This window comes from Pseudonocardia ammonioxydans, assembly GCF_900115005.1.
In the GTDB taxonomy this organism is placed as follows: domain Bacteria; phylum Actinomycetota; class Actinomycetes; order Mycobacteriales; family Pseudonocardiaceae; genus Pseudonocardia; species Pseudonocardia ammonioxydans.
In genome coordinates, this window is sequence record NZ_FOUY01000026.1 from 35,302 (window position 1) to 57,447 (window position 22,146).

Genomic DNA, 22,146 nt, shown 5'->3' on the forward strand with positions numbered 1-22,146 from the left:
GCACGGCAGAGCAGGAGGCCGCTCCATGACCCAGCCCACCGACTCCCCCGGCGCGGCCGAGCACCGGGACGTGATCATCGTGGGCGCCGGCCTGTCCGGCGTCGGCGCCGCGTGCCGGCTCCAGCAGGAGCTGCCCGGCAAGGACTACCTGATCCTCGAGGGCCGCGAGAACATCGGCGGCACCTGGGACCTGTTCCGCTACCCGGGCATCCGGTCCGACTCGGACATGTTCACCCTCGCCTATCCGTTCAAGCCGTGGCGGAACCGCAAGTCCATCGCCGACGGCGACAGCATCCGCGACTACATCGCCGAGGCCGCCCGCGAGTACGGCGTCACCGAGCGCATCCGGTTCGGCAGCCGCGTCGTCGGCGCCTCCTGGGACTCCGCGACCGCCCGCTGGACCGTCGAGGTGACGACGGCGCAGGGCACCCGGCACTACAGCTGCTCGTTCCTGTTCATGTGCTCCGGGTACTACGACTACGACCGGGGCCACCAGCCCGAGTTCGCCGGCCGGGAGGACTACGCCGGGACCTGGGTGCACCCGCAGTTCTGGCCGGAGGACCTCGACCACACCGGCAAGCGGATCGTCGTCATCGGATCGGGGGCGACGGCGGTGACGCTCATCCCGTCTCTGGCCGGCGACGCCGAGCACGTGACGATGCTGCAGCGCTCGCCGTCGTACCTGACGGTGCTGCCGAGCACCGACCCGGTGGCCGACCGGTTGCGCCGGTTCCTGCCGGCCCGGCTCGCCCACCGCCTGCTGCGGCTGCAGTACGTGACGCTGACCCAGGCGTTCTACCAGCTGGCCCGCCGCAGGCCCGAGCGTGTCAAGAAGGTGCTGCGCGGGCTCGCGCTGAGGTTCCTCCAGGACGAGTCCTACGTGGACGAGCACTTCACACCGTCCTACGAGCCGTGGGACCAGCGGCTGTGCGTGATCCCCGAGGGCGACTTCTTCACCGCGATCAACAAGGGCACGGCCTCGGTCATCACCGACCACATCGACCGGATCACCGAGCGGGGCATCCGGCTGCGCTCCGGCACCGAGCTCGAGGCCGACGTGATCGTCTCCGCGACCGGGCTGTCACTGAAGCCGCTGGGCGGCATGACGATCCATGTCGACGGCGAGCAGGTCGACATCGGCAAGACGGTCACCTACCGCGGGCTGATGCTCTCCGGCGTGCCGAACCTGGCGTTCTGCATCGGCTACGTCAACGCGTCCTGGACGCTGCGCGCGGACCTGGTCGCCCGGTACGTGCCCCGGCTGCTGGGGCTCATGGACCGCGAGCAGTACGCGGTCGCCACCCCGGTGCCGGCCGTGTCACCGGACCGCCCGCTGCTGGACCTGCAGTCGGGCTACGTCCAGCGCTCCGCGCACCTGTTCCCCCGGCAGGGCCGCCGCGAGCCCTGGCGGCTGCGGCAGAACTTCTTCCTCGACGCGATCGGGCTCGGCCGGGCCGACCTGCGCCAGGACATGTCGTTCACGCCGGCGTCCGCGGTGGGGGCCCGCTCGGCCGCGGTCACGAAGCCGTCCGTGGCCGGCATCGCCGTGGACCGGGCTCCGGCCCCGGACAGCGACACAGCCCCTGACAGCGACACAGCCCCGGCCGCTGCCACAGCCCCGGCCACCGACACCGACACCCCGGCCCTGCAGGAGGTCACCTCGTGAGCCGCACCCCGTTCCGCTTCGCCGAGGGCACCGCCGTGGTCACCGGCGCGGCCGGCGGCATGGGTGAGCACGTCGCCCAGATGCTCGCCGAGCGCGGCAGCGACCTCGTGCTCGTCGACCGCGACGGCGACCGGCTCGACGCGGTCGCGGCCGGGATCCGGGACCGCCACCCGGGCCTGTCGGTGACCGTCGAGACCGTCGACCTGGCCGTGCGCGACGACGTCGACGCGCTCGCCGCCCGGATCCTCGCCGCACACCCACAGCTCCGGCTGCTGGTGAACAACGCGGGCGTCGCACTGGGCGGCGACTTCGCCCGGCTCACCCTCGACGAGTTCGACTGGGTCATGGACGTCAACTTCCGGGCCCCGGTCCGGCTGACCCACGCCCTGCTGCCCGGACTGACCGCGCGACCGGGCGCGCACGTGGTGAACGTGTCGAGCCTGTTCGGCCTGATCGCGCCGCCCGGTCAGTCGGCGTACTGCTCGTCGAAGTTCGCGCTGCGCGGCTTCTCCGAGGTGTTGCGCGCCGAGCTCGCGCAGCTCGGCGCCACCGTCACGACCGTGCACCCCGGCGGGATCCGCACGGGCATCGCGCGGTCGGCCCGGGTCGGGGTGAACATCCCGGCCGAGGAGGCCGAGCGCGGGCAGCGGGACTTCGAGAAGCTGCTGACCTTCCCCGCCGACCGGGCGGCCCGGATGATCGTGGAGGCGATCGCGACGCGCCGCCCGCGGCTGCTCATCGGGGCCAGCGCCACGGTCCCGGACCTGCTGGCCCGGATCGCGCCCGCGCACAGCCTGACGCTCTTCTCCCGGCTGGTCGGCGCGTCGGGACGGCGCGCGACGCCGGCCGGAGCCCGGTGAGCGCCCCCGCCGTGCCGCGCACGGTCGACGTCCGTGGCACCCGCATCCGGGTCCGCGAGTCCGGCGACCCGGCCGGTGAGCCCGTCCTGCTGCTGCACGGCATCGGCCGCAGCCTGGAGGACTGGGACGACCAGCACGAGCGCCTCCCCGGTCACCGGGTGATCGCCGCCGACCTGGCTGGGTTCGGCTACTCGGACCGGGTGCCCGGGACCGCCACCGTGGAGAAGCTCGCCGACACCGCGGTCGCCACGCTCGACGCGCTCGGCGAGACCCGGCCCGCGCACGTCATGGGCAACTCGCTGGGCGGCGCGGTCGCCCTGCTGATCTCGGTGCGGCACCCGGCGCGGGTCGCCTCGCTGGTGCTCGCCGACCCGGCCGGGTTCGGGTCCGAGGTGTCACCGGCGCTGCGGATCCTCGGCGTCCCGCTGCTCGGCAGGTTCCTGCTGGGCCGGCTCGACGCCCGCGCCGCCCGCAGGGCCGAACGGGCGCTGTTCGTGGACGGGTCGCTGGTCACCGAGGAACGGGTGCAGCGCAGCGTCGACATCGGACGGCGGCCGGAGTTCGCCGCGACGTTCCAGGAGATCGCGACCGAGCTGGGCCACGTGCTGCGCGGGATCCGGCCGGGCTGGCGCCGCGCGCTGCTCGGCGCCGCCGCGCAGGCACCGAAGCCGACGCTGGTCGTCTGGGGCGAGCGGGACCTGATCCTGCCGGTGTCCCAGCTGCGGGCCGCGGCGCGGGAGCTGCCGCACGTCACGACGCACGTGTTCGGCCGGGCCGGGCACATGCCGCAGATCGAGGTGCCGGACCAGTTCGCTGCGCTGGCTCGTGAGTGGTTATCGCGGCCCTGACCGCGATAACCACTCACAGGTAGGGTCCCCCTCATGCGGACAGCGCCCTTCCACCGGGGCGGGGCGTGGATCGCCGCCCTCGCCTGCCTGCCCGTGCTCGTCGCGTGTGGCCTCGGCCCCAACCCGGTGACCAGCGCGGTGTCCGGGAAGGAGGCCCCGGTCGCGGCGGCCGCGGCCGACCTGGTCCCGGTCACCGTGCAGGTCCCGCCCGGGCTGGACGCCGCGCCGTTCGACGAGCCCCGTGAGGCGCTGGTCCCGCCGGGCTGGACGTTGTCGGTGTCCGCCCGCATCCCGGACGCCCGGCTGGCCGCGTGGACCCCGGACGGCGAGCTGCTGGTCTCCGTCCCGGACGCCGGACGCGTCGTGCTCCTGTCCCCCACCGGCGAGCAGCGCCCGCTGCTGGAGGGGCTGACCCGCCCGCACGGCCTGGCGTTCTCCCCGGACGGCGGCACCCTGTACGTCGCCGAGTCGAACCGGGTCGGGACCTACACCTGGGCCGGCGGGACGGCCACCCCGGCCGGCGTGGCCGTGGACGGCCTGCCCGACGCCGACAGCCCCGACCTGCGCGGCGCCTACGGCCACCAGCTCAAGTCGGTCGCGACCGGACCCGACGGCGCCGTCTACGTCTCGGTCGGGTCCACCGGCAACATCTCGGTCGAGGACCTGTCCGCGACACCGCCGCGGGCGTCGATCCTGCGGGTGCCGCCCGGCGGCGGACCGGCCGAGCCGTTCGCGGTCGGCGTCCGCAACGGGACCGGGCTGGCGGTCGCACCGGACGGCGCGGTCTGGTCCGCGGTCAACGGCCGGGACAACGTCCCCTACCCCTACGACCGGCCCTACGGCGACGCCTCCGGCTCCTCGCTGGGCCAGGTGATCGACGCCTACGTCAGCGACCACCCCGCCGAGCCGCTCGCCCGGCTCACCGCAGGCCGCAACCTGGGCTGGCCGTACTGCAACCCGGACCCGGACACCGAGCCCGGCGTGGCGGGCAGCCCGCAGGACCTCGCGGACGTGCCGCTGGTCGCCGACGCCGAGATGAACCCGGGCGGTCGCGAGCTCGACTGCACGACCCTGGCACCGATGGAGCAGTCGTTCCCGGCGCACTCGGCGCCGCTGGGCCTGTCGTTCACCTCCGGCGTGCTCCCCGGCCCCTACGCCGACGGCGCGCTCGCCGGAGTGCACGGGTCGTGGAACGCCGACCCGCCGGTGGCGCCCGAGGTGTCGTTCTTCCCGTACCGCGGGGGCGCCATGGGCCCGCAGCAGACCCTGGTCGGGGGCTTCCAGGACCCGTCCGGGGCGCGCTGGGGGCGCCCGGTCGCCGCGGTCGCCGGGCCCGACGGCGCCGTGTACATCACCGACGACGACGCCGGCGCGGTCTACCGGCTGGCCCCGCCCGCGTGAGCGGTACCGTCGGCCCCGGTGCCGGCACGGCACCGACCGGCGAGGAGGGGCGATGCGGATCGTGGACTGGGCCGACGACGCCGAGGGCGGCCCGGCCGTCGTCCTGATCGACCAGCGGGCCCTGCCGCAGCGCACCGACCAGCTGCACCTGGGCACCGTCGACGAGGTCATCGACGCCGTCCGCTCGCTGGCCGTGCGGGGCGCACCGAGCCTGGGTATCACCGGTGCCTACGCGGTCGCGCTGGCCGCGCACCGGCACGGCACCGCCACACCCGACGCCCGGGCCGCCGTCCGGGCCGACGCGGAGCGGATCGCGACCGCCCGCCCCACCGCCGTCCCGCTCTCGCTCGGCGCCCGGCGGGCGCTGTCCGCGCTGGCGGGCGGCCCCGCGGCCGTGCTCGCCGAGGCACGCGCAGTCGCCGCCGAGGCCGCCGAGGTGCACGCGGCCGCCGCCGGCCGGGCCGCCGACGAGGTGCTGCGGCACTGCGGTCCCGGCCCGGTGCGTGCGCTCACGATCTGCAACACCGGCCCGCTCGCCACCGGCGCCGTCGGCACCGCGCTCGGCGCGATCGTCGAGCTGCACGGGCGCGGGGCGCTGGCGGAGGCGCTGGCCTGCGAGACGCGGCCGCTGCTGCAGGGCGCGCGGCTGACCGTGTGGGAGCTGGCGCGCGCCGGGGTGCCGCACCGGCTGTGCGTGGACTCCGCGGGCCCGGCCGCGATCGCGAACGGCCTGGTGGACGTGGTGCTCGCCGGCGCCGACCGGATCGCCGCGAACGGCGACGTCGCCAACAAGATCGGGACCTACATGCTGGCCTGCGCCGCGGCCCGCTCCGGGGTGCCGTTCATGATCGTCGCGCCGGAGGAGACGATCGACCCGGGCACGCCGACCGGGGCGGACATCGTCGTCGAGGAGCGGCCGGGCGACGAGGTGCGCGAGCACGCCGGGACGCCGATGACGCTGCCCGGCACCCCGGTCTACAACCCGGCGTTCGACGTCACCCCGGCCGAGCTGGTGACCGCGATCGTCACCGAGTCCCGGGCGTGGGCGCCGTCGCCCGCACCTTCCGCGCCTGCACCGCGAACCGCCGCAGCGCCTCGCTGACCTCCGCCGCGGACAGCAGCCGCGGCTCGCCGACGGCACGGGCGCGCAGCCACACGTCGCACAGCCACTCCAGCTGGCGGGCACCGTCGTAGGCCTCGGCGAGGGTGTGCCCGACGACCAGGGTGCCGTGGTGGGCCAGGACGACGCCGGTCCCCACCCCCAGCGCCGCCATCGCGTTCTCGACCAGCTCGTCACTGCCGAACGGGGCGTAGTCGGCCACCTGCACGCTGCCGCCGAACATCGCGATCTGGTAGTGCACCGGCGGGACGTCGCGGCGCAGCAGCGACAGGGCCACCGCGGCGGGCGAGTGCGTGTGGACCACGGCGCCGGTGCCCGCGCGGGTCTGCGCGGCCAGGTGCAGCGGCAGCTCGCTGGTCGGCTCCCGGGAGCCCGCCACGACCGCGCCGTCGCCGGTCACGAGCACGACGTCGTCGGGGGTCATCGTCTCGTAGTCCACCCCGGACGGCGTGACGGCGATCAGGTCACCGGTGCGCACCGAGAGGTTCCCGGACGTGCCGACCACCAGGCCGTCGCGCACCATCCGGCGCGACCAGCGGCACAGGGCCTCGCGGGCGGCGTCGTGATCGGTGTCTGCGGGCATGGGTTCATCATGACCGCACCGCCGCCGGCGGGCCCAGACCCTCTTTCGCGCGGGCGGGCTCTGCCATGATCTGCGGCCATGGACACCCGCGCCGATGCCGTGGTGGTCGGGGCCGGGCTCGCCGGCCTGGTCGCCGCCGCCGAACTCGCCGACGCCGGCCGCTCGGTGCTCGTGCTGGACCAGGAACCGGAGCAGAACCTGGGCGGGCAGGCGTTCTGGTCCCTCGGCGGGCTGTTCCTGGTCGACACCCCGGAGCAGCGGCGCACCGGGATCCGGGACTCGGCCGACCTGGCGCTGTCGGACTGGCTCGGCTCGGCGGCGTTCGACCGCGGGGTCGACGACCCGGCGGGCGACGACTTCTGGGCCCGCCAGTGGGCCACCGCGTACGTGCACTTCGCGGCCGGGGAGAAGCGGGCGTGGCTGCACGCGCAGGGCGTGCGGTGGCTGCCCGTCGTCGGCTGGGCCGAACGCGGCGGCCACCTCGCCGACGGCCACGGCAACTCGGTCCCGCGCTTCCACCTCACCTGGGGCACCGGCCCCGGCGTGCTCGAGCCGTTCGTGCGCCGGGTGCGCGCGCACGAGGCGGCCGGGCGGATCACGCTGCGCTTCCGGCACCGGGTGGACGGCCTCACCGTCACCGACGGCACGGTGACCGGTGTGCACGGCACGGTGCTGGCCCCGGACGCCGCCCCGCGCGGGGTCGCCACGAACCGCGACGCCACCGGCGGGTTCACCGTGCACGCCGGCGCCGTGCTCGTCACCTCCGGCGGGATCGGCGGCGACCACGACCTGGTGCGCGCGAACTGGCCGCAGCGGCTGGGGCCGCCGCCGGCGCACATGATCTCGGGGGTCCCGGCGCACGTCGACGGCCGGATGCTCGCCCGTACCGAGGCCGCGGGCGGGCGGGTCGTCAACCGGGACCGCATGTGGCACTACACCGAGGGCGTGCTCAACCACTCCCCGGTGTGGGACGACCACGGCATCCGGATCATCCCGGGCCCGTCGTCGCTGTGGCTGGACGCGACCGGCCGGCGGCTGCCCGCCCCGAACTTCCCCGGCTTCGACACGCTCGGCACGCTCGCGGCGCTGCGCGCCACCGGGCACGAGCACTCCTGGTTCGTGCTCACCCGGAAGATCATCGAGAAGGAGTTCGCGCTCTCCGGGTCCGAGCAGAACCCCGACGTCACCGGCAAGGACCTGCGCGCCACGCTCGGACGCGTCCGTTCCGGCACACCGGCCCCGGTGGAGGCGTTCACGCAGCACGGCGCGGACTTCGTCGTCGCCGACACCCTCGACGAGCTCGTCGCCGGGATGAACCGGCTGACCGGGTCGGAGCCCGAGCTCGACGTCGAGCTGATCCGCCGCCAGGTCGTGGCCCGCGACCGCCAGCTCGACCATCCCTTCGGCAAGGACCTGCAGGTCATGGCGATCCACAACGCCCGGCGCACGCTCGGGGAGAAGCTCGCGCGCACCGCGCCGCCACACCGGCTGCTCGACCCGGCTGCGGGCCCGCTGATCGCCGTGCGGCTGCACGTGCTGACCCGCAAGACCCTCGGCGGGCTGCAGACCGACCTGTCGGGACGGGTGCTCGGTGCGGGCGGCTCGCCCGTGCCGGGGCTGTGGGCGGCCGGCGAGGTCGCCGGGTTCGGCGGCGGCGGGGTGCACGGCTACCGCGCTCTGGAGGGGACGTTCCTGGGCGGCTGCCTGTTCTCCGGGCGCCAGGCGGGGCGCGCGATCGCGCTGGCGACCTGAGCGCCGGCCGGGTCTAGAGGAGGTCGCTGCGGCTGATCACCCCGACCAGGACGCCGTCGTCGTCGACCACCGGGACCACCCGGAACCCGCGCTGCGAGAGCAGCTGGTCGGCGTCGGCGAGCGGGTCGCCGGGGCGCACGACCTCGACGTCGTGGGTCATCACGCCCGCGACCGTGCGGGCCCGCATCATGCGCCCGCCCTCCACCGAGCCGTGCATCAGGTCCGCCTCGGAGACGATGCCGAGCAGCCGGTCGCCGTCGTCGACGACCGGGACGGCGGTGAACCGGTAGGACAGCAGCACCTCGGCGGCCTCGTCGAGCGCCAGCTCGGGCGGGATCGCGACCAGCCCGCCGTCGGTCATCACGTCGGCGACCCGCAACGAGGAGATCGGGCGGGCGCCGACCCGACCCGCGCCGCGCGGTGCCATCGCCTCCGGCAGCGGTGCGGCGGCCACGCTGCCGCCGAGGCGCCGCGCCGCCCGGCGGAACACCCCGCCGGCGTTCCGCTGCCGGAGCAGGTCGCTGCGGGTGATCACCCCGACCACCACCCCCTTGTCGACCACGGGCACCAGGCGCAGCTCCCCGTACACCCGCATCCGGTGCGCGACGATGGACACGTTGGTGGTCGGCAGCACCGACAGGACCTGCTCGGTCATCGCGTCACCGACCGTCGCCTCGGGCTCCCCGCGGTGGCGCAGCACGTCGACCAGGCTGATGACGCCGACCAGGGAGAAGCGCCGGTCCACCACCGGCAGGGCGGAGAAGCGGGACTCGGCCATCCGCTCCTGTGCCCGGGTCAGCGACGCGTCGGCCCAGATCGTGACGACGCGTTCGGTCATGACATCCCGCGCTCGCAGCACCATGCTCCGACGGTAGCGCCGGTGCACCCCGGCCCCGGCGTTGCAGTCCGCAAGCGTGTCACCCCGGCCCGGGCTCGAGGTGCCCGAACCGGTGCCGGGTCCGACTGACGGCCTGCTCGCGCAGCACCGTGAGCAGCTCGCGACGGCCGTCGGTCAGCACCGGGGTGTCCACCAGCGACGCACCGGCGTGCGCCGCGGCGACCCGCAGCGTCCGCGGCAGCGCGCCGAGGACCCGGATCCGGTCACCGGGGCGCGGGTCGAGCTCCGGACCGGCGTGCACCCCGCCAGGGACCGGGCCGGCCGGGAGGCCGGGGCCGTGCAGGTGGACGAGGACCCCGGCGGTCGCGGCGGCGAGCAGCACCCGCAGCACCTCCGCCCGGGTCGCCCCCGCACCCACCCACAGCGTCAGCGACGGCAGCGGCCGGTAGCGGAACACGTTCGCCTCCGCGGCGATGCCGGTCGGGTCGTGCTCGGGCGCGAACTCCGCCCGCCAGGCCGCGGCGTCCGAGGCCGCCGCCCGACGCAGCCGGGCCCGGTCGGCGTCGCCCAGGTCCGCGGCCGCGGCCAGGACCCGGTCGGCGGCCCGGCCGGAGGTGTCATCGGGCCCAGCGGAGTTCAGGGCCTCGGTGGGTACCCGGTCCGGGGCGTCGTGCCAGGTCCCGAACTGGGCGACGTAGTTCGGCCCGCCCGGTTTCGCACCCGGCCCCAGCACCGAGCCCGTCCACCCACCGAACGACTGCCGTTGCACGACCGCCCCGGTGATGTGCCGGTTGACGTAGGCGTTGCCGACCTCCACGGTCGCGCACCAGTGCGCGATCTCGTCCTCGTCGAGGGAGTGCAGGCCGCCGGTGAGCCCGAACCCGGTGCCGTTCTGCCACCGGATCGCCTCGTCCAGGTCGCGCGCCGCCATCAGCCCCAGCACCGGGCCGAAGCACTCGGTGCGGTGGAACCAGCTGCCCGGGGCGACCCACGCACGCACGCCCGGGCTCCACAGCCGCGGGCCGAGCCGCCGCGGCCGGACCAGCCACCGCTCCCCCGGCTCCAGGGTCGTCAGTGCCCGCAGCAGCTTCCCGGACGGTTCCTCGATCAGCGGCCCCATCGTCGTCGACAGGTCCGACCCGGGCCCGGGGCGCAGGGTCCGGACGGCGTCGACGAGCTGGCGGCGCAACCGCCGCCCGGTCGCCGAGCCGGTCGCGGCCGGCCCGACCAGGATCGCCAGCGACGCCGCCGAGCACTTCTGGCCGGCGTGCCCGAACGCGGACCGGACGAGGTCGGCGACGGCCAGGTCGGGGTCGGCCGCCGGGGTGATCACCAGCGCGTTCTTGCCGCTGGTCTCGGCGAGCAGGTTCAGCTCCGGACGCCAGGACCGGAACAGCGCCGCCGTGCCGGACGCGCCGGTGAGCACCACCCGGTCGACGTCGGGGTGGGTCACCAGCCGTCGTCCGGCCTCGTCCTCGTCGGCCGGGAGCAGCTGCAGCGCGTCGCGCGGGATCCCGCCGCGGTGCAGCGCGGCGACCCCGGCCTCGGCGCAGGCACGCACCTGCGGGGACGGCTTGAGCAGCGCCGGGGCGCCCGCGGCGAGCGCGGCGAGGCAGCCACCGAGCGGGATGGCGAGCGGGAAGTTCCACGGCGGGGTCACCGCGACGACGCGGTCCGGGGTGAACGGCGCCCCGGCGAGCTCGGCGGCACGCTCGGCGTAGTAGGCGGCGAAGTCGATCGCCTCGGAGATCTCCGGGTCGGCTTCGGCGACGGTCTTGCCGCCTTCGGCGAGCATCACCGCGAGCAGCGTGCCCCGGGCCGCGGCGAGCGCGCGGGCGCCGCGGTGCAGGAGCGCGGCCCGGTCCGCGGCCGGGACGTCGCGCCACCCGGAGCCGGTGGCCCGGTGCACCGCCGCATCGACCTCGGCCGGGTCGCCGACCACCGGGACCCGCGGGACGGCGACGGTCCCGCCGGCCGCGGCCGCGGCGGCCCGGCGGGCCCACGCCCGGTTGGCCGGCCGCGCCGGATCGGTGTCGGGTTCGTTGCGGAACCCGGGCCCGGCCGGGGTGAGCGGGCCGTCCTCGCCGACCGGGGCCTCGACCGTGCGGTCCTGGGAGCGGCGCGGGCGGTCGGTGACGGTGTCGCGGTCGCGCACCGACGCCAGGAAGCGGTCCAGATAGGACTCCGGGCCGGCGGCCGTGTCCGCTGTGGCTCCGGTGGCTCCGGTGGCTGAGGTGGCGCCGGTGGCTGAGGTGGCTCCGGTGGCTGAGGTGGCGCCGGTGGCTGAGGTGGCGCCGGTGGCTCCGGCGAACAGCGCGTACAGGTAGCCCTCCGGCGAGGCGTTCTCCTCCAGCCGCCGCACCAGGTAGGACACCGCGGTGTCGAAGTCGCCGCGGTGCACGACCGGCGTGTAGAGCACCAGCTGCGACCCCGGACCGGACGCCGGCAGGTCCGCCGCGACGGCGCGGGCGAACGCCGGCGCCATCCCCTGCAGCATCTCGACGTCGATCTGGGCGCGGGCACCGCGGGCCGCCGCGAGCTCCAGGGCGAGCGCGACGTGGTGCAGGTGGTGCGAGGCGACCCCGAGGCGCAGCGGGTGGCTCCGGGCCGGGTCCCCGGCGGTCGAGTTCGCGGCGGTCGGGTTCCCGCGGGTCAGGTGTCCGCCGCCCGGGTGCCGGCCGTCGGGACCCCCGCCGATCGCCCGGTCCAGCAGGCGGACGTAGTTCGCGTCGACGTCGGACTTCGTCGGGTACGGGGCCTGCGGCCAGTCGTGGACCACGGCGTCCACCCGCTCCATCGCCAGGTTGGCCCCCTTCACCAGCCGCACCTTGATCGGCGCGCCCCCGGCGGCGACCCGGCGGGCGGCGAACCCGCCCAGCTCGTCCAGGGCGGCGACCGAGTCCGGCAGGTAGGCCTGCAGCACGATCCCCGCGGGCAGCGCGCGCAGCTCCGGGCGGGACAGCAGCGTGGTGAACAGCGCGACGGTCAGGTCGAGGTCCTTGTACTCCTCCATGTCGAGGTTGACGAACACGCCCTCGGCCCGCGCCGCGCGGTAGAGCGGCAGCAACCGGGTCACCAGCCGGTCGCGGCTGCCGTCGAGGTCCCACGGCACCAGCTGGGAGGCCACCGACGACGCCTTCACCGACACGTGGTCGACGCCCGGGCGGCGCAGCAGCGCGATCGTGCGGTCCAGCCGGCGGTCCGCCTCGTCCTCCCCGAGCACGGCCTCGCCGAGCAGGTTGAGGTTCAGCCGGTGTCCCTCGGCCGCCGCGGCGGCGAGCCGGCGGTCCAGTGCGCGCCCGCCCGCGTCGACGATCAGGTGCCCGACCAGGCGGCGTAGGCGGGCCCGGGCCGCCGGGACGACGACGTGCGGCAGCGCCGGGGCGATCCGGGCGCCGGCGCGCAGCAACAGCCGGTCGGCCCCGCCGACGAACGACGGGAGGTCCGCGCCGGGTCCGGCCAGCCGGGCCAGCGCGCGGGCCGCGACCCGGTCGTCGGCGGGCCGGGCGACGCGGTCGACGAAGCGCAGCGTGAAGTCCACCCCGCCGGGGTCGTGCATCAGGGCGGCCAGCCGGGCCGTGGCGGCGTCGGCGCCCGCCGGGCCCGTGCCGGTGGCGGTGTGGGCGCTCCAGCGACGCACCCGTTCGACGGCCCGCCCGGTCAGGGCCTCGTCGAGGTCGTGCCCGGGATCGGTGGAGTGCACGCTCACCCCGCACAGTGTGGCCCCTCCGACGCCCGCCCGCGCGCCGTCGAGTGTCACGCAGGTGCACCCGCGCGAGCACTCACGTGACATTCGGCCGGTCGTGGCACGGGGTGCGGGCGTTTCTGCTGGACCGGGCGTCGCCGTGGCGGGATCATCGGCGGCAGCGCAGGCCGGTACCCATGACCCGGTACCACCTGTGACACAGCGCAGGAACGCGACGGAGAAGGACCACCGTGAGCAGCCCACCGCCGTACCCGGGGCAGCCGGGCGACCCGCAGGACCCCCGGCACGGCTACCCGGAGCAGCCGACCCAGCAGTTCGGGCAGCAGGACCGGTTCGGGCAGGGCCAGGGTCCCTACGATCAGCAGTACGGCAGCTACCCGGGCCGCCCGTCGGCCCACGATCCGGGCGGGTACCCCGGCTACGGCGCGGGCCCCTCGCCCGCACCGCCGCGCAACGGCGCCGGCGTCGCGGCCCTGGTACTCGGCATCCTGGCCGTGCTCACCGGGTTGTTCCTGCTCGGCGGCCTGCTCGGGCTCATCGCGATCGCCCTGGGCATCGTCGGCATCACCCGGGCGTCGAAGGGCATCGCGACCAACCGGGGGGTCGCGATCGGCGGCCTGGTGCTCGGCGTGATCGGTGTCCTGATGACCGTCGCGGTGGTCGTGTTCGCGGTGTTCTCGCTGAACCTGTTCAACGACATCGACCAGGGCCAGTTCATGTCGTGCGTGCAGGACGCCGGCAGCGACCAGACCGCGCTGCAGCAGTGCCAGCGCGACCTCGAGGACCGGCTGCAGGGCGAGCTCGACCAGCTCGGCAACTGAGTTCGGCGACCGAGCTCAGCGATCGGCGAACGCACCGCCCGCACCGAACACCCGGGCGGCGAACCGCTCCCCCATCCGCTCGTGGGTCGCGGCGTCCGGGTGCAGGTCGTCGGGCAGCGGCAGCTCCGCGGCGTCGGCCTCGCCGTAGAGCTCCCGCCCGTCGAGGTGGGACAGGTGCGGGTCCTCGGCCACGCGGGCGGCGAGGATCGCGGCCAGCTGCTCGCGCACCACCCGCAGGGTCAGCCGGCCCGCGGCGACCTCGGCCGGGTCGCCGGTGGCGCGGAACCGCAGCGTCCCGTCGGAGACGTCCGGCGCCAGCGGGCCCGGGGTGTCCTCGTGGATCGGGCACAGCACCGGGGACACGACGAGCAGCGGGGTGTCCGGGTGCCCGTCCCGGATGGTGTCCAGGAACCCGTGCACCGCGGGCCCGAACGCCCGCACCCGCATCAGGTCGGCGTTCACCACGTTGATCCCCAGCTTCAGGCTGATCAGGTCGGCCGGGGTGTCGCGGATCGCGCGGGCGACGAACGGGTCGAGCAGGCAGGAGCCGGAGAATCCCAGGTTGAGCAGCTCGACGCCCGCCGCGCGGGCGGCCACCGCCGCCCAGGTGGTGCTCGCCCCGGCGGCGTTCGAGCCCTGGCTGATCGAACTGCCGTGGTGCAGCCACACCCGCTGCTCCCCGGCTGGGACGGGCGCGAGGGGTGCGTCCGTGCGCAGCGCCACGACCTCGGTCAGCTCGTTGTGCGGCAGCCAGATCTCCACCAGCGCGTCCCGGCCGGGCAGCGGGAACCGGACGCTGCCCGCCGGGCCGTCGGTGATCTCCCGGGCCCCGGTCGCCGGGTCGATCATGTGCAGCCGGCCCCCGGTGGTGGCAGCGGACCCGGCCGGACGGCCGTCGACCAGCAGGTCGTAGGCCCCGTCCGGGCGCAGCGGCGCGCCGACCAGCCCGATCCGGGTGCGCACCGTCTCCAGCTCGACGACGGTCGCGGTGGTCCGGAACACCACCCGCACGCCCGAGGGCTGCGACTCGGCCCCCGCCAGCTGCGGGTCGGTGTTGCGGGCGCGCGCGGCCGGTGGGAGCCGGTGCGGGACCAGACCGGCCGGGCCGGGAGTGGTGTCGAGTGCGCCGCGGAGCAGCTCCGGGCCGACCGGCGTCGTGATCATGGAGGGCACCCGGTGGAGCCTTCCAGACCCACCCGGCTGCCCCGCGCAGCGCCGGTGCCCGATCATTGCGGGGTGATCGACGACGAGCAGCGCACCGCCACCGACGACCGCAGCCACACCCGGATCGAGCGGGCACTCGTGATCGCGGCCCACCCCGACGACATCGACTTCTCCTGCAGCGGCACCGTCGCCGTCTGGTCCGACGCCGGGGTCGCGGTCACCTACTGCCTGGTGACCGACGGCGACGCCGGCGGCTTCGACCCGGCCGTGCCCCGCTCGGAGATCGCCGGGATCCGCCGGGCCGAGCAGCGCGCCGCCGCGGCCCACGTCGGCGTCGAGGACCTGGTGTTCCTCGGCTACCCGGACGGACGGCTGACGGTCACCCTCGAGCTGCGCCGCGACCTGGCGCGGGTGATCCGGCAGGTGCGTCCGGACCGGGTCGTCGTGCAGCGCCCGGTCCGCGACCTCGCCAGCATGTACGGCAGCCACCCGGACCACACGGCCGCCGGGGAGGCCGCGCTGTGTGCGGTGTACCCGGACGCCCGCAACCCGTACGCGTTCCCGGAGCTGGCCGACGAGGGGTTCGCGGCGCACACCGTCGAGGAGGTGTGGGTGATCGAGGAGGCCGCCGGGGAGGACCCGTCCGCGGCCCGCGACGTCGACATCACCGCCACGTTCGACCGCAAGATGGCGGCGCTGCGGGCGCACGAGAGCCAGACCGCCCACATGACCGGGCTCGAGGACATGATCGGCCGGTGGGCGGGCGCGCAGGCGAAGCGGGCCCGGTTCCCGCACGGCGCCCTGGTCGAGTCGTTCCGGGCCCTCGACACCCGCTGAGCCACTGCCGCCGGACCCCTTTCGCGGCAGCCGCGGCGAGGAGTAGAGTTAGCCGTACCGAACTCGGGTGTTCGGGACGTGTTCACAGCAGGGATCGCGTCGACTGCGTCGTTCAGGTAGGTGGTCACCATGTTCCGCGCCGCCCCGCAACGCCCGGAGCCGGCCCGCACGGTCGTCCTCGCCGCCCTGCTCATGGTGCTGCTCGCCGCCGCGACGATCACCTCGGTCCCGGCCGCACCGGTCGGTGTCACCCTGCTGCTCGCCCTCGCCGCGTTCTCGGTCCGCCCGCTGGTGGTGCTGCACCACCGCCACGCCGCGGGCCGGGTCACCCTCAGCCGCCGCTGAGCCGCACCGCCAGCTCCGCCCGGGACCGGACGCCGACCTTGGTGTAGATCCGGGTCAGGTGGTACTGGATCGTCTTGACCGACACCTGCAGCTCGGCCGCGGTCTCCCGGTTGGTCCGGCCCTGGGTCACCAGCTCGGCGACCGCGCGCTCCTGCGGGGTCAGCTCGGTCGCCGCCCGTTCCCCGCGGGCACCGGCGTGCACCCCGCCCGCCTTGAGCTCGCGGTCGCAGCGGCGCACGTAGACCGTCGCCCCGAGCCCGGCGAACATCTCCCGCGCCGCGGAGAGCACCGCGTCCGCGTCGCGCCGCTTGCCGGCCCGGCGCAGCGTCAGGCCGTAGGCGAACCGCACCCGGGCCCGGTCGTAGCGGTGCGGGAGCCGGTCGGCGACCCGCAGTGCCTGCTCGAACGCCGACCACGCGGCGTCCTGCTCGCCGCGCGCGCCGAGCAGCCGGCCCCGCACGTACCCGAGCCGGGCCAGCGTGGACCGGTGCCCGCGCTCCGCGGCCCGCCGCTCGTGCGGGATCAGGAACTCCTCGGCCCCGTCCAGGTCACCGGTCATCACCAGCGCGTTGGCGAACACGTCGGTCCACGGCCACCAGCCCGGCTCGGCGGTGCTCCCGCCCGCGGTCCGCAGCGGTTCGAGCGCGCGCAGTACCGCCGGGTAGTCGGCCCGGGCCTCGGCCGCGTGCGCGCGGGCCAGCATCGCCGGCACCCGCGCGACCTCGTACTCGGAACCGCCCGCCTCCGCTGCCAGCGCCGCGCCCTCGGCCCGCTCGGGCTGGTCGCGCAGCGCGTGCACCTGCGCCGCGGTCCACTCCAGCAACGGGGCGACCAGCGCGATCCCGGTCCGCGCGGCGAGCTCACGGCCCTGGTCGGCGGCGCGCACCGCCCCGTCCCAGTCGCCGAGGAGGAACCGGGTCCGGGCGAGCCAGCCCAGCGCCCACAGCGAGATGCGGGAGGAGCCGCCGAGCACCGTGGTCGGGACGGCGCTCTCCAGGTCGGTGCGGGCCCGGTCGAGGTCGTCCTGCACCAGGTGCAGCCAGCCCCGGCCCATCGTGACCCGCTGTACCTGGGCGCCCTCGCGGACCTGCTCGGACGCCGCCGCGTAGGCGGTGCGGGCCTCCTCCTGCCGTCCGGCCGCGGAGAGCCCGAGCCCGCGGATCGCCGCGGCCTCGACGCCGGGCGGGGTGTCCGGTCCGGCCAGCGCGATGGTGCGGTCCGCCCAGGTCACGAGCTCGTCGCCGCGGCCGCGGGCGAGCGCGTGCAGCACGTAGCGCTGGGCGACCTGGGCCCCGGACGCCCGGTCGTTCTCGCCGGACCCGGCCTGCTCCCAGGCGCTGCCCAGCCGGGCCGCGGCCTCGCCCGCCTGGCCGAGCAGCACGGCCAGGTACCCGAGCACCGCACCGCGCAGCGGGGTCTCCCGGGTGGCCTCGACGACCGGGACGAGCGCCTCGGCGGAGCGGCACTCCCCCGCCCCGACCAGCGCGTCCACCGCCCGCACCAGGCGTTCCTCGCGCAGCCGCCGGTCACCGGTGAGCCGGGAGGCCTCGGCGAGCAGCGAGGCGACCGTGCTCCACGCCCCGCTCGCGGCCTCCTCGGCGGCCCTGGCGTCGATCTCGGCGGCCAGCGTGTCGTCGCGGCCGGACACGGCGCCGGCCAGCAGCGTCAGCCGGCGGGTCGGGTCGTCGACGACCTCCCCGGCGCGGCGGCGCAGCGCGGCGACGACGTCGGCGCCGAGCTCGTCGAGCACCGCGGCACGCACCATCGGGTCGGCCGGGACGGCGGCGGGGCCCCACCGGCTGCCGGCCCGCGCCACCAGCCCGGCCCGCGCGGTCTCGGCGAGCGCGGCCAGCACGCCGTCGGGGTCACCGGTCACCGCCCCGATCTCGTCGGCCTCGCCGGGCCGGTCCAGCACGGCGACCACGTCGAGCAGCGCCCGCGCCGGTTCGGACAGCGCCGCCCGGCGGTGCGCGACCGACGCGGCCACCTCGGGTGGGGCGGGCAGCCGGGCGTGCGGGTCCGCCCACACCTCGGCGGGCAGCTCGTCGAGCAGTGCCAGGACGTGGCGCGGGCGGCCCGCGGTGTGCCGGGCGAGGCGTTCCGCGGCGGGCTCGCCGAGCGGGACCCCGCGGGCGGCGGCGACGGCGGCGACCGCGCGGGAGTCGAGCGGGCGCAGCGCGACCGTGGTCCCGGCGACCCGGCGCAGCAGCTCCGCGCTGCCCGGCGGCCCGTCGGCGGGGCGGGCGGCCAGCAGCACCGTCACGGCGAGCGCCGGGTGGTGCGCGACGAGCGTGGAGAGCACCTGCAGTGACCACGGGTCGGCGTCGTGGGCGTCGTCCACGACGAGCAGCGTGCGGGCGTCGGTGGCGCAGGCCGCGGCGACCGCGGCGGCCGCGGTGAACGCAGCATCCGCGGTGGACGCGGCATCCGGCGTGGGCTCGGTGTCGTCAGGCGAGGGCGCTGTGCCGGACGGCGAGGACACTGGGCCGGACGGGAACACCGCCCCCGGGACCAGCTGGGCGAGCACCCCGCCGGCGCGGCCGGCCTCCCAGGACGCGCCGCGGGCCCGGTGCACCGGGCCGTCGTGCCCGGCGGCGACGGCGCCGACCAGCGTGGACACCCCGATCCCGGGTGGGCCGGTCACCAGGCCGGCCCGGGGCCCGTCCGCCCGCCCGCCGGTCAGCAGGCCGCGCAGCCGCGCGGCCTCGTCCGCCCGCCCGGCGAGCCCGGAGGCCCCCACCTCGACGGGGTCGTCAGCCACACCCCGGACCGTACCGGGCCGGACACGGCGATGAGGGGCACCCTCGGGGCATCGTGTGCCCCGAGGGTCCCCCTCGTGCGGACCTCGGCCGGGTCAGCCTTGGTCGCCGCCGGCGACCGGGAGAACGGTGCCGGTGATGTAGGACGCTTCCGGCGAGGCCAGGAACGTGATCGCCGCCGCCTGCTCGTCGAGCGTCCCGTACCGCTTCATCAGCGACGACTCGGTGGTCTGCTCGACGATCGTGGAGTACCAGTCCTGCTCCTGCTGCGACTCCGGGGCGGGCCCGCGCGGGATCCGCCGCGGCGGGGCCTCGGTGCCACCGGGTGCGGTGGCCAGTACCCGGACCCCGTGCGGGGCGAGTTCCATCGCCAGCGCCGAGGTGATCGCGTTGACGCCGCCCTTGGCCGCCGCGTACGGGACGCGGTGGAGCCCGCGGGTGGCGACCGAGGAGACGTTGAGGATGGTGCCCGCGCCCTGCTCGACCATGTGCGGTGCGACGGCGCGGCAGGACCACAGCGTCGGCCACAACGACCGGTCGATCTCGGCGCGGATCTGCTCCGGCGGGTAGTGCTCGAACGGCTTGGCCCAGATCGTCCCGCCGACGGTGTGGATCGCGACGTCGACCCGGCCGTAGCGCTGCAGCGCCGCCGCGACGACGGACTCGGCGCCCTCCCAGTGCTCCAGGTCCGCGGTGACCGCCTCGGCGGGCACGTCGTCGGCCGCCAGGTCGCCGGCCAGCGCGGTGACCTGGTCGGACCGGTCGGCGAGGACGAGCGAGCCGCCCTCGGCCCCGACCCGGCGGGCGACCGCCTCACCGATTCCCTGGGCCGCACCGGTGACCAGCACGACCAGCCCGTCGTACCGGCCCGGGGTCACGAACCGGGGCCGCCGGGCCCGGGCCGCGTCCCGCATGGCCCGGCGCATGGTGGCCTTCGAGTTCTCCGCGTGCGAGCTGATCAGCTCCCGGGCCCGGGTCCGGTCCCCCGCCTCGATCGCGTCGACGATGTCGAGGTGGTCCTGCGCGCAGTCCGGGTGGCACCACACGGCCGAGCGCAGCGTCTCCGACATCGCACCCTTGACCCCGAGCGCCTGGTAGGCGCGCAGCAGGTGGGTGTTGCGGGTGCGGGTGAACAGGTAGTCGTGGAACGCGGCGTTGGTCTCGGTGTAGGCCTCGGCGTCGGTGAACCGCTGGGCCCCGCGGTCGACGTAGGGCACGGTCGCCTCGGCCAGCAGCCGGTAGCCGGCGACGTCGCGCGACGACAGCCTGCCCAGCACCAGCTCCAGCGCACCGAGCTCCAGCGCCTCACGGGCGTCGAAGATCGCGTCCGAGGAGTGGATGTCCGGGTGCTCCTCACCGATCTCGTAGCCGTCCTCGGACACGGTGGCGCGCGTTCCGCCCGTCGCGACGAGCGGGTCGATGTCCGACGCCGGCAGCACCGGCATCGACTGGACCGACCGCGCACCCTCCGGTGCGACCAGCAGCGGCTCGTCGTCGTCCAGCGCGCGCGGCTCGCCGGGCGAGGGCGCGAACACGCGCTGCCCGAGGATCGCGTACTCCGGTTCCCCGCTGCCGGCCGAGGCCGGTGCGCCCGCGTGCAGCGGCTCCGGCTCGCCGAAGCGGGTCAGCGGCTGCCCGAGCAGGGCGTGGCCCTCCCGGCCGCCGAGGGTGAGCAGCGCGTCCGCCCCCTCCCGGCGCGACGACGGTGACGACGGTTGTGCCGACGACTGCTGGGCCGCGACGGCGCCGGGCCGCTCGTCCCCGGCGCCGGCCGGCACCGGCGGCACCGCGGCGGCGGGCTCGGGCTCGGCCTGCTCCCCCGGGTCGCCCGCCCCCGCGCCGGTGTCGGGCACCGCGGCGAGGGCGAACTTCTCGTAGTAGAAGCCGACCGGGTCCAGTCCCCGCTCGCGCAGGTCGCCGCGGACCGCCTCGACCATGGGCGGCGGGCCGCACAGGTAGACCGCGCCCGTGCCGTCGTGCAGGTGCTCGGGGCCGAACAGCGAGGTCACGTAGCCCTGGTTGGGGGCGGACGTGGCGGGGTCGGCCACGCAGTAGTCCCAGCTCAGGCCGGTCGCTGCGGCCAGCTCGCGCACGGTGTCCAGCTCGACGACGTCGTCGTCGGTGGTGGCGCCGTAGACCAGGTGCACGGTCCGCGAGCTGCCCTGGGCACGCAGCGTGCGCAGGATCGACAGGATCGGCGCGAGCCCCGTGCCGCCCGCGAGGAGCAGCAGCGGCGCGTCCGACTCGCGCAGGAAGAAGCTGCCGTGCGGGCCGGTGAACGCCACCTCGTCCCCGACCTGCGCGCGGTGCTCCAGCCACTCCGACATCACCCCGCCCGGGCTGAGCTTGATCAGGAAGCTCAGCTCCTTGTCGTCCGGGGCGGAGGAGAACGAGTACGAGCGGGTGATGTCGGTACCCGGGACGGCGATGTTGACGTACTGCCCGGGCAGGAACGCCAGCTTGTCCCGGTCGTCGATCTCGACGGCCAGCCGCACCGTGGTCGGCGAGAGCCGGTCGAGGCCCGTCACCCGCCCGGCGAAGGTGGCCGCGGCGGTCTTCGCGACCGCGGAAGTGGTCGGGATCTGCACGACGAGGTCCGTACGCGGCTTCGCCTGGCAGGCCAGCAGGTAGCCCGCGTCCGCCTCGTCGTCGGCCAGGGCGTCGGCGATGTAGGACCCGCGGTCGTAGTCGCCGGACTCGCAGAACGCCTTGCAGGTCCCGCACGCCCCGTCCGAGCAGTCGACCGGGATGTTGATCCGGGACCGGTAGGAGGCGTCGGCGACCGACTGGTCCTCCCGGCAGTTGATGAAGCGGGTGACACCGTCCTCGAAGGCCAGCGCGACCTGGTGGGTGGCAGGCGTCGCTGCCATGGCGGCCTCCTCAGAAGTGGTAGATGTCGACCACGTGGTGGATGTAGTCGTTCTTGAGCACCACGGTCTTGCGGCGGATGAGCGGGCTCTCGCCCGAGAAGTCGATCGTGTAAAACGACGTGCCGTAGTACGGGTCGACCGTCTTGTACCGGAAGTACATGGTGTGCCAGTTGAACCGGACGTCGACCAGGTCACCGCGGCGCTCGATGACCTCCACGTTGGAGATGTTGTGGCTGGTCCGCGGCTCCGGCAGCGACGTCGCCGAGGACCGCTCGGTGCGGATCCGGAAGACCCGGTCCTCCAGGCCGCCCTTGTTGCCGTAGTAGATCAGCGAGATCTCGCGCTGCGGGTCCTCGGTGAGCCGCTCGGTGTCGTCCCAGGCGGGCATCCAGTAGACGACGTCGTCGGCGTAGCACTCGAGCCAGCGCTCGAACTCGCGGTCGTCGAGGTAGCGCGCCTCGCGGTAGAGGAACTGCTCGATCATGTTCTGGGTGATCAGCTTCTCGCCGCGGACGGTGGCGGGCTGGTCGGTGCTGGTCGTGCTCGTGCTGGTGGTGGTCACGGTTCGGGCTCCTT

16 protein-coding genes are annotated in these 22,146 nt (G+C 75.8%); 9 read left to right on the top strand and 7 right to left on the bottom strand.

Features of this window, described 5'->3' with window-relative positions; translation table 11 throughout:
- Nucleotides 1-25: 25 nt before the first annotated feature.
- The 5 genes from BM093_RS22600 to mtnA are packed head-to-tail and all read left to right on the top strand — an operon-like array spanning nt 26 to nt 5,877.
- On the top strand, nt 26-1,666 hold the full coding sequence (locus tag BM093_RS22600; protein ID WP_093348669.1) for a flavin-containing monooxygenase: 1,641 nt from the start codon (nt 26-28) through the stop codon (nt 1,664-1,666).
- The gene (locus BM093_RS22605) at nt 1,663-2,526 is read left to right on the top strand and encodes an SDR family NAD(P)-dependent oxidoreductase (RefSeq protein WP_093348671.1); all 864 of its coding nucleotides are present in this window, start codon (nt 1,663-1,665) and stop codon (nt 2,524-2,526) included. Before BM093_RS22600 ends, BM093_RS22605 begins: the two co-directional genes overlap by 4 nt.
- Nucleotides 2,523-3,374: an alpha/beta fold hydrolase gene (locus BM093_RS22610; protein ID WP_093348673.1), complete on the top strand. Its 852-nt coding sequence runs from the start codon at nt 2,523-2,525 to the stop codon at nt 3,372-3,374. The genes BM093_RS22605 and BM093_RS22610 overlap by 4 nt, the downstream gene beginning before the upstream one ends.
- A 33-nt stretch (nt 3,375-3,407) precedes the next feature.
- Nucleotides 3,408-4,775, top strand: coding sequence for a PQQ-dependent sugar dehydrogenase (locus BM093_RS22615; protein ID WP_093348676.1), 1,368 nt, complete (start codon nt 3,408-3,410; stop codon nt 4,773-4,775).
- A gap of 52 nt (nt 4,776-4,827) precedes the next feature.
- Nucleotides 4,828-5,877: an S-methyl-5-thioribose-1-phosphate isomerase gene (mtnA, locus tag BM093_RS22620; protein WP_093348679.1), complete on the top strand. Its 1,050-nt coding sequence runs from the start codon at nt 4,828-4,830 to the stop codon at nt 5,875-5,877.
- On the opposite strand, the gene BM093_RS22625 is transcribed toward mtnA, so the two are convergent.
- A complete protein-coding gene (locus tag BM093_RS22625) occupies nt 5,801-6,478 on the bottom strand; it encodes a class II aldolase/adducin family protein (RefSeq protein WP_093348683.1) in 678 nt (225 codons plus the stop codon). The two genes, mtnA and BM093_RS22625, sit on opposite strands and share 77 nt — an antisense overlap.
- 78 nt (nt 6,479-6,556) lie before the next feature.
- Between BM093_RS22625 and BM093_RS22630 the strand changes: the two genes are divergently transcribed.
- On the top strand, nt 6,557-8,230 hold the full coding sequence (locus BM093_RS22630) for an FAD-binding dehydrogenase (protein ID WP_093348688.1): 1,674 nt from the start codon (nt 6,557-6,559) through the stop codon (nt 8,228-8,230).
- Between the two features lie 13 nt (nt 8,231-8,243).
- Here BM093_RS22630 and BM093_RS22635 read toward each other — a convergent pair whose 3' ends face one another.
- Both BM093_RS22635 and BM093_RS37490 read right to left on the bottom strand, forming a co-directional pair.
- On the bottom strand, nt 8,244-9,092 hold the full coding sequence (locus BM093_RS22635) for a CBS domain-containing protein (RefSeq protein ID WP_093348692.1): 849 nt from the start codon (nt 9,090-9,092) through the stop codon (nt 8,244-8,246).
- Between the two features lie 55 nt (nt 9,093-9,147).
- Nucleotides 9,148-12,777, bottom strand: coding sequence for a bifunctional proline dehydrogenase/L-glutamate gamma-semialdehyde dehydrogenase (locus tag BM093_RS37490; protein ID WP_245773721.1), 3,630 nt, complete (start codon nt 12,775-12,777; stop codon nt 9,148-9,150).
- Between the two features lie 227 nt (nt 12,778-13,004).
- On the opposite strand from BM093_RS37490, the gene BM093_RS22645 reads away from it, so the two are divergent.
- A complete protein-coding gene (locus BM093_RS22645) occupies nt 13,005-13,595 on the top strand; it encodes a hypothetical protein (RefSeq protein ID WP_093348702.1) in 591 nt (196 codons plus the stop codon).
- A gap of 15 nt (nt 13,596-13,610) precedes the next feature.
- Here BM093_RS22645 and BM093_RS22650 read toward each other — a convergent pair whose 3' ends face one another.
- Entirely contained in the window at nt 13,611-14,759 is a 1,149-nt protein-coding gene (locus BM093_RS22650; protein ID WP_177238644.1) for an SGNH/GDSL hydrolase family protein, read from the bottom strand.
- A 72-nt stretch (nt 14,760-14,831) separates the two neighbouring features.
- Here BM093_RS22650 and BM093_RS22655 point away from each other — a divergent pair, with 72 nt between their 5' ends.
- Both BM093_RS22655 and BM093_RS22660 read left to right on the top strand, forming a co-directional pair.
- Nucleotides 14,832-15,596, top strand: a complete 765-nt coding sequence (locus BM093_RS22655) for a PIG-L deacetylase family protein (protein ID WP_245773722.1) — start codon at nt 14,832-14,834, stop codon at nt 15,594-15,596.
- Nucleotides 15,597-15,725: 129 nt separating this feature from the next.
- Nucleotides 15,726-15,941: a hypothetical protein gene (locus BM093_RS22660; RefSeq protein WP_143105488.1), complete on the top strand. Its 216-nt coding sequence runs from the start codon at nt 15,726-15,728 to the stop codon at nt 15,939-15,941.
- Here BM093_RS22660 and BM093_RS22665 read toward each other — a convergent pair.
- From BM093_RS22665 to benB, 3 genes are all read right to left on the bottom strand, one after another.
- Nucleotides 15,928-18,702 (bottom strand): AAA family ATPase, encoded by a 2,775-nt coding sequence (locus tag BM093_RS22665; RefSeq protein ID WP_245773723.1) that lies wholly within the window; start codon nt 18,700-18,702, stop codon nt 15,928-15,930. The genes BM093_RS22660 and BM093_RS22665 overlap by 14 nt on opposite strands.
- 93 nt (nt 18,703-18,795) lie before the next feature.
- On the bottom strand, nt 18,796-21,570 hold the full coding sequence (gene benC, locus BM093_RS22670; RefSeq protein WP_093348710.1) for a benzoate 1,2-dioxygenase electron transfer component BenC: 2,775 nt from the start codon (nt 21,568-21,570) through the stop codon (nt 18,796-18,798).
- Nucleotides 21,571-21,580: 10 nt separating this feature from the next.
- Nucleotides 21,581-22,054, bottom strand: coding sequence for a benzoate 1,2-dioxygenase small subunit (gene benB, locus BM093_RS22675; protein WP_093348852.1), 474 nt, complete (start codon nt 22,052-22,054; stop codon nt 21,581-21,583).
- Nucleotides 22,055-22,146 lie beyond the last annotated feature (92 nt).